Raw genomic sequence first — 583 nt, forward strand, 5'->3', positions numbered from 1 at the left:
CTGCACCTTGCCCAATCCGCAATTGCTGCTGCTGGACGAGCCGACCGCCCATCTTGACCACGCCGCCGAGGCCGCGCTGATCGCCGTCATTGCCCGTGCCTGTGTCGGGCGTACTGTTATTATCGCGACGCACAGCGCCGCGCTGGCCGCACTTGCTGATCGCATCGTCGATCTCGGGGGTGTTGCGTGAACGGCACGTTGAAAGATTTGCTGGCCGACCGTCCACGCACCGAACGACAAGCGGTTCGCCGCGCCGTTCTGTGTGCTGCCTTGGTGGCGGTCGCCTCGGTCGCGCTGGTGTTCTTCATGGGCGGGCTTGCGGGAGTCGCGGCCGGCTTTTTCGGCGGCTGGACCGACCGCATCGTCGGCCGCATCGCCGACACCATCATGGCGTTCCCGCTGTTCGTGCTGGCGATGGCGATGGTCGCCGCTTTGGGCAACCGCATCGAGAACATCGTGATCGCGACCGCGATCATCAATCTGCCCTTCTACATCCGCTTCGCGCGCGCCGAGGTGAACGTCCGCCGCAATGTCGGCTGGGTCGAGGCCGCGCGCGCCTGCGGCGAGAGCCATTTCTCCGTGG

The 583-nt window shown here is 66.2% G+C and carries 2 protein-coding genes; both read left to right on the forward strand.

The window, feature by feature from the left end; all coding sequences use genetic code 11:
* Positions 1 to 190, forward strand: a 190-nt coding sequence (locus AACY08_RS28165) for an AAA family ATPase (RefSeq protein WP_339472379.1), incomplete at its 5' end; no start/stop codon positions are given.
* A partial coding sequence (locus AACY08_RS28170; protein ID WP_339472380.1) for an ABC transporter permease subunit occupies positions 187 to 583 on the forward strand: 397 nt, incomplete at its 3' end. The genes AACY08_RS28165 and AACY08_RS28170, both read left to right, overlap by 4 nt.

This window comes from Pseudomonas sp. EL_65y_Pfl1_R83, assembly GCF_963970695.1.
Lineage (GTDB): Bacteria > Pseudomonadota > Gammaproteobacteria > Pseudomonadales > Pseudomonadaceae > Aquipseudomonas > Aquipseudomonas tritici.